General features: G+C 72.8%; 7 protein-coding genes. 3 read left to right on the top strand and 4 right to left on the bottom strand.

Going from position 1 to position 6,267, the window contains the following annotated elements:
• A partial coding sequence (locus tag AOK17_RS00665; protein ID WP_157881258.1) for a molybdopterin-dependent oxidoreductase occupies positions 1 to 681 on the top strand: 681 nt, incomplete at its 5' end.
• Between the two features lie 316 nt (positions 682 to 997).
• On the opposite strand, the gene AOK17_RS00660 is transcribed toward AOK17_RS00665, so the two are convergent.
• From AOK17_RS00660 to AOK17_RS00650, 3 genes are read right to left on the bottom strand one after another with little or no spacing between them, the layout of a single operon-like run.
• The gene (locus AOK17_RS00660; RefSeq protein WP_055610238.1) at positions 998 to 1,777 is read right to left on the bottom strand and encodes a class I SAM-dependent methyltransferase; all 780 of its coding nucleotides are present in this window, start codon (positions 1,775 to 1,777) and stop codon (positions 998 to 1,000) included.
• Positions 1,774 to 2,391, bottom strand: coding sequence for a TIGR04282 family arsenosugar biosynthesis glycosyltransferase (locus tag AOK17_RS00655; RefSeq protein ID WP_055610237.1), 618 nt, complete (start codon positions 2,389 to 2,391; stop codon positions 1,774 to 1,776). Before AOK17_RS00655 ends, AOK17_RS00660 begins: the two co-directional genes overlap by 4 nt.
• Entirely contained in the window at positions 2,388 to 3,134 is a 747-nt protein-coding gene (locus AOK17_RS00650; protein ID WP_107102255.1) for a glycosyltransferase family 2 protein, read from the bottom strand. The genes AOK17_RS00655 and AOK17_RS00650 overlap by 4 nt, the downstream gene beginning before the upstream one ends.
• 127 nt (positions 3,135 to 3,261) lie before the next feature.
• Here AOK17_RS00650 and AOK17_RS00645 point away from each other — a divergent pair, with 127 nt between their 5' ends.
• Both AOK17_RS00645 and AOK17_RS00640 read left to right on the top strand, forming a co-directional pair.
• Positions 3,262 to 4,107, top strand: coding sequence for a response regulator transcription factor (locus AOK17_RS00645; protein ID WP_079052710.1), 846 nt, complete (start codon positions 3,262 to 3,264; stop codon positions 4,105 to 4,107).
• Between the two features lie 2 nt (positions 4,108 to 4,109).
• Positions 4,110 to 5,222, top strand: coding sequence for a sensor histidine kinase (locus tag AOK17_RS00640; protein ID WP_055610235.1), 1,113 nt, complete (start codon positions 4,110 to 4,112; stop codon positions 5,220 to 5,222).
• 29 nt (positions 5,223 to 5,251) lie between these two features.
• On the opposite strand, the gene AOK17_RS00635 is transcribed toward AOK17_RS00640, so the two are convergent.
• The gene (locus tag AOK17_RS00635; RefSeq protein ID WP_055610234.1) at positions 5,252 to 6,250 is read right to left on the bottom strand and encodes an NAD-dependent epimerase/dehydratase family protein; all 999 of its coding nucleotides are present in this window, start codon (positions 6,248 to 6,250) and stop codon (positions 5,252 to 5,254) included.
• Positions 6,251 to 6,267: the final 17 nt, after the last annotated feature.

Genomic DNA, 6,267 nt, shown 5'->3' with positions numbered 1-6,267 from the left:
GAGGAGGCGGGCGGGGAGGCGGACTTCCCGCTGGTCTCCCCGCGGCCGGCCGAGCCCACCGTGTCCCGGCGTGGCGCGCTGTGGTTCGTCGGTGGCGGTTCGCTGCTGTTGTTCGGGACCACGGCCGGACAGAGTTTCGACGGTCCGCTGCGGCGCACCGCCCTCCTCGCGCCGCACGGTGCCGCCGATCCCGGCAGCGGCCCCGGCGGCTTCCAGATCAACAAGACGGCCGCGTCCCGGGGGATCAGCGCGCGGGAGACGCGCGAGGACGTGTGGCAGCTGGTCCTCACCGGACCCTCCGGAACCGTCCGGCTCAGCCGTGCCGAACTGCTCGAACTGCCGCTGCACAGTTCGGCGTTGCCCATCGCCTGTGTGGAGGGCTGGTCGACCGGCGACCAGTGGTGGCGAGGCGTACGGCTGCGGGAACTCGCCCACCTCGTCGGGTACGACGCGGACTTGGCCCCCGACGTCATGGTGGAGTCCCTCCAGCGACATGGCGCCTTCCGCAGGGCAGCACTGCGGTCCAACCAGGTGCGTGACCCGCGTTCCCTGCTCGCTCTGGACGTCAACGGCGAGCCACTGACCCCCGATCACGGCTACCCGGCCCGGATCATCGTGCCCGCGGCGCCCGGTGTGCTCAACACCAAGTGGGTGGCCCGGATGACGTTCGGAGACCTGTGATGCGCAGAGCGTTCCCTCCGCTGGGCAGCCCGCTGCAACTACTGCTCCTGGCCTGCTCGTTCGCGCTCGCCGGATACGCGGGTGTGCGTCTGCTGTCCGATGACTGGCTCGGGGTGACGCTGTGGTTCGTGGGCGCGGCCGTGCTGCACGACCTGGTGTTCCTGCCGCTGTACGCGGCCGTGGACAGGGCCGTCACCGGAGCGCTCGGTGCCGTCGGCCGCCGGGCCTGGACCCTGTACGTCCGGGTGCCGGCGGCCTTCTCCGGGCTTCTGCTGCTGGTGTGGTTCCCGCTGATCAGTGGCCGGGTGTCGGACAGCTACGAGTCCGCCACCGGCCTCTCCGCGGACGGCTTCCTCGCCCGCTGGCTGCTGATCACCGCCGTACTCTTCGGCGGTTCCGCCCTGTTGCTGGTGCTGCGGCTGCGCAGGGAGACGAAGCAGCGGTCACCGGCCGACCACTGATCCGCGGTGCGCCAGCCCAGCGGGCGGGCGTACCGCAGCAGCGCCTGGGTGCCAAGCCGGGCCCAGGGGAACGCGGCGCCGGTGGCCCCCTGGGTGTCGGTGCCGCGCACGATACGGACGTCGGCGCGCTCGTCCACGTCCACGGGGGCGGTCTCGGCGATCAACAGGCCGCCGGGCAGCAGTAGTTGGGCCACTCTGCGGAGCAGGGCGCGTGGGTCGCCGCCGATGCCGAGGTTGTCGTCCAGAAGCAGGGCGGTGTTCCAACGGCCCTCGCCCGGCAGCGGTTCGAAGACCGAGCGCCACAGGGCAGGCCCGCCGAGGCCCAGGGTGTGGGCGACGGCGGCCTCGCTGACGTCGACACCGAGCGCGGTCCGGCCCCGGGCGGCGAGCTCCGTGACCAGCCTTCCGGGCCCGCACCCGACGTCGAGGACAGCACCCTCGCACCGGTCCAGGACCTGCCGGTCCACGGCGTCGGCCCGCGCACACCACCGCTCGACGTCCAGCGGCAGCAGCCAGCCGTCGCCACGGCGCAGGAAGAGCGGTCCCCGGCCGGCCCGGAGGGCGTCGGCGTAGGGGTCGGCCGACCAGCTGTGCCCGCCGGGATCCCGCGCGATCACCTCATGTGCTGTGCTCATCGGCGGCCGGCCGTCCGCAGCCGGGACAGCTCCGCGGCGAAGCAGCCGTACGGTGCGAGGGCGGCGACCGCTTCGGCGTCGGCGGACGTGTCCACGTCCCGCAGGCGCGGCAGGTCCCGCACCCGCAATCCGGCGGCGACGAGCCGGTCGCGCTGTACGGCGCCGGTGACGGGCGTCGACATCGGAACCCCGCGCAGCAGCGCCGGGTCCGGCTCCGCCAACCCGAGCGCCCAGAACCCGCCGTCCTCGGCCGGGCCGAAGCAGGCGTCGTACCCGTCGAGGTCCACAGTGAGCAGGCCGGGGGTGACCTGCGGTGTGTCCATCCCGATCAGCAGGGCCGGTCCGTCGCAGCCGGCGAAGGCCGCTGCCAGCCGCTCGTCGAGGCCGCCCGCGCACTGCGGTACGACGTCGAAGCCGGGCGGCAGCCAGGGCCCGGGCTTCCCGTCGAGGACCAGGACCCGGCGTCGGGCAGGTGCCGCGGCAACCGCCCTCAAGGTGTCGGTGAGGGCGGCCTCGGCGAGCGCCGCCGCCTCCTCGGGTGTGAACGGCGGGGTGAGCCGGGTCTTCACCCGTCCCGGCCGCGGTTCCTTGGCGATGACGAGCAGGGTGGTCACCGGCGGGATCCTCCTTGGGCCTGGGCCTGGGCCTGAGCCTGTGCCTGTGCCGTGGCCGCAGTGGGTACGGCGGGTCGCTCGGCCAGGACGCGGCTCATGTCGCGTACCGCCTGCCAGGTGCCGCGCCAGGTCCCGGTCACCTTCGAGGCGCCGGACCGCGGCAGATACGGGACGTCGTGTTCGGTGACGTGCCAGCCCGCGTCGGCGGCCCGCACGACCATCTCCAGCGGGTAGCCGCTGCGCCGGTCGGTCAGGTCCAGGGCGAGCAGCGCCTCGCGGCGGGCGGCGCGCAGCGGGCCGAGGTCGTGCAGGCGCAGACCGGTGCGGCGGCGCAGCATCAGCGCGAGTGCGAGATTGCCCGCCCGGGCGTGCACGGGCCAGGCGCCCCGGCCCTGCGGACGGCGCCGACCGAGCACCAAGTCGGCTTCGCCGCCCCGGACTTCGTCCACGAACGGCACGAGCAGGGCCGGGTCCAGCGAGGCGTCGCAGTCGCAGAAGCACACGATGCCGGCCGTGGCCGCGGTCAGTCCCGCGTGGCACGCGGCACCGAAGCCGCGGCGCGGTTCGTGGACGACGGTGGCGCCCAGGTCCCGGGCGATGTCCGCCGAGCCGTCGGTGGAGCCGTTGTCCACCACAAGGGCACGCCAGCCGGACGGAATGCGGGCGAGTACCCAGGGCAGTGCCTCGGCTTCGTTCAGGCAGGGGAGGACGACATCAACGTCCTCGGGTGTGGAAGAGGTCATCACGGCTCTCACCCTACGAACGCGAAACGCACATATCGGGCTTCGGCTCCTTACGAAACACGGACGTCAGGGCCGACGAGCCACTCGCGGAGCGACGCTCGAAGGCGCGTGGTGCGAGGCTGGCCGTATGGAACAGCAACCGCACGAGTCGGTGGCCGGCGCCTCCGCCGACGGACGGACCGGGACGGCACGCGTCCTCGTCGTCGACGACGACCCCACGGTCGCCGAGGTCGTCTCGGGCTACCTGGATCGCGCCGGGTACCTGGTGGACCGGGCCGAGGACGGGCCGACCGCCCTTGCCGGCGCCGCCGCGCACTGGCCGGACCTGGTGGTACTCGACCTGATGCTGCCCGGCATGGACGGTCTGGAGGTGTGTCGTCGGCTGCGTGGCCGTGGCCCCGTGCCGGTCATCATGCTGACCGCCCGCGGGGACGAGGACGACCGCATCCTCGGCCTGGAGGTGGGGGCGGACGACTATGTGACCAAGCCGTTCAGCCCTCGGGAGTTGGTGCTGCGGGTGGAGTCGGTCCTGCGCCGCACGCGGCCCCGCGCGGGCACGCGGACCCACAGCGCGGCCGGACTCACCGTCGACCCGGCCGCCCGCCGCGCCACCAAGAACGGAGGCGAACTCGCCCTCACCCTGCGCGAGTTCGACCTGCTCGCGTTCTTCCTGCGTCATCCGGGCCGGGCGTTCAGCCGCGAGGACCTGATGCGTGAGGTGTGGGGCTGGGACTTCGGCGACCTCTCGACCGTCACGGTCCACGTCCGACGGCTGCGCAACAAGGTCGAGGACGACCCCGCCAGGCCTCGCCTGATCCAGACGGTGTGGGGGGTCGGCTACCGATTCGAAGCCGCAGGTCCGTCCGGATCCTCCAACCCCTCCGGCCCCTCTGGTCTCGCTGGTCTCTCCGGTTCTTCCGAGCCTCCCGGTCCTTCTGATCTTCCCGGCCTTTCCGGCCAGGGTGAGGAGTGATCATGCACGCCACCCTCCTCATCGCTCTGTATGCCTTCCTGGGCGCCGGCGCGGCCGGGCTGCTCGGGGCGGGAACACTGTGGATGCTGCGCCGCCGCTCACTGACCACCTCCCTCACCGTGGTGGCCGCCGTCGCGGTGACCGCGATGCTCGCGGGCACCCTGGCCGTGGCGCAGGCGATGTTCCTGTCCGCGCACGACCTGTCCGTTGTGACGACGGTGGTCGCGATGGCGGCCGTCGTCTCCCTGGCCGCCGCCCTGCTGCTGGGCCGCTGGGTGGTCGCCCGCAGTCATGAACTCGCCCTCGCCGCCCGCTCCTTCGGAGACGACGGCGACTTCACGGCACCCCACGGCGCGGCCACCGCCGAACTGGCCGCGCTCAGCCGGGAGTTGCAGACAACCAGCGCGAAGCTCGCCGAATCCAGGCAGCGCGAGCGCGCCCTGGAAACCTCGCGCCGTGAACTCGTCGCATGGATCTCGCACGACCTGCGCACCCCGCTCGCGGGCCTGCGTGCGATGGCCGAGGCGCTGGAGGACGGTGTCGCCACCGACCCGGACCGCTATCTGAAGCAGATCCGCACCGAGGTCGAGCGCCTCAACGAGATGGTCGGCGACCTCTTCGAACTCTCCCGCATACACGCCGGCAGCCTTGCTCTGTCGCTCTCCCGGATGTCCGTCTACGACCTGGTCGGCGACGCCCTCGCCGGGGTGTATCCGCTGGCCCGCGAACACGGGGTGCGCCTCGTCGGGGACGGGGTCGAGCCCCTGCCGGTGGAGGTGGACGGCAAGGAGATGAGCCGTGTGCTGGGCAACCTTCTGGTCAACGCGATCCGGCGCACCCCCGCGGACGGCACCGTCATGGTGGCCGCCGAACGATTGACCGACGGCGTGGTGTTGTCCGTGACGGACGGCTGCGGCGGCATCCCCGAGGAGGACCTGCCCCGCGTCTTCGACACCGGCTGGCGCGGCACCCACGCCCGCACTCCTCCGGGGGGCGCCGGGCTCGGCCTGGCCATCGTCCGCGGCATCGTGGAGGCCCACCAGGGCCGTGCCACCGTACGCAACATCCCCGGTGGCTGCCGCTTCGAGGTGGTGCTGCCCGCGGCCGCTTCCTGAAGCGGGCAGCACCACCGGTCCAAGGGAGGCTACGCGCCACGCATCCCGGCCCGCGCGAACTCCCGCATGCCGTCCGCGAAGCCGACCTCCGGCTTCCACCCCAGCTCCGCCCGCAGCCGGGACGAGTCCGCCGTGATGTGCCGCACGTCGCCCAGCCGGTACTCGCCGGTCACGACCGGCTCGGGCCCGTGGTCCGCCGCCAGCGCCGTCGCCATCTCTCCTACTGTGTGCGGCTCACCGCTGCCTGTGTTGTACGCGGTGAGCGCTCCGGCTGCCGAATCCGCCTCCAGAGCCGCCGCGTTGGCCGTCGCCACGTCCCGTACGTGCACGAAGTCCCGCCGCTGCAGACCGTCCTCGTACACACGCGGGGCTTCACCCCGGGCGAGCGCCGAACGGAAGAAGGAGGCGACTCCGGCGTACGGCGTGTCCTGCGGCATCCGGGGCCCGTACACGTTGTGGTAGCGCAACGACACCGCCGACCCGCCCGTCGAGCGTGCCCACGCGGCGGCCAGATGTTCCTGGGCGAGCTTGGTGGTGGCGTACACGTTGCGCGGGTCCACCGGCGCGTCCTCCCCGACCAGCCCGGGCGACAACTCCTCCCCGCACACCGGGCACCGCGGCTCGAAACGCCCGGCCGCCAGGTCGGTGACATCGCGGGGTCCGGGCCGTACCACCCCATGCCGCGCGCACGTGTACCTGCCCTCCCCGTAGACCACCATCGAGCCGGCCAGCACCAGCCGTCGTACGTCCTTCTCGGCCATGGCCGTGAGCAGTACGGCGGTGCCGAGGTCGTTGCGGGAGACGTACTCCGCCGCGTCGGTGAATCCGGTACCCAGGCCGACCATCGCCGCCTGATGGCACACGGCGTCCACACCGGCCAGGGCGCGGGCCACCGCCTCCGGGTCTCGGACGTCCGCTTCAGGATCATCACGTACGTCGAACACGACGGGTTCGTGCCCGCACGCCTCAAGCGCCTCGACGACATGGGACCCGATGAACCCGGCACCGCCGGTGACCAGTACTCGCATGTGCCCACGTTAGGGCG

Origin of the sequence: Streptomyces phaeochromogenes (genome assembly GCF_001418655.1) — a bacterium.
GTDB classification, from domain to species: domain Bacteria; phylum Actinomycetota; class Actinomycetes; order Streptomycetales; family Streptomycetaceae; genus Streptomyces; species Streptomyces phaeochromogenes.
Note: the sequence above shows the minus strand (reverse complement) of the source record. Positions and strands in the feature narration are given on the sequence as shown.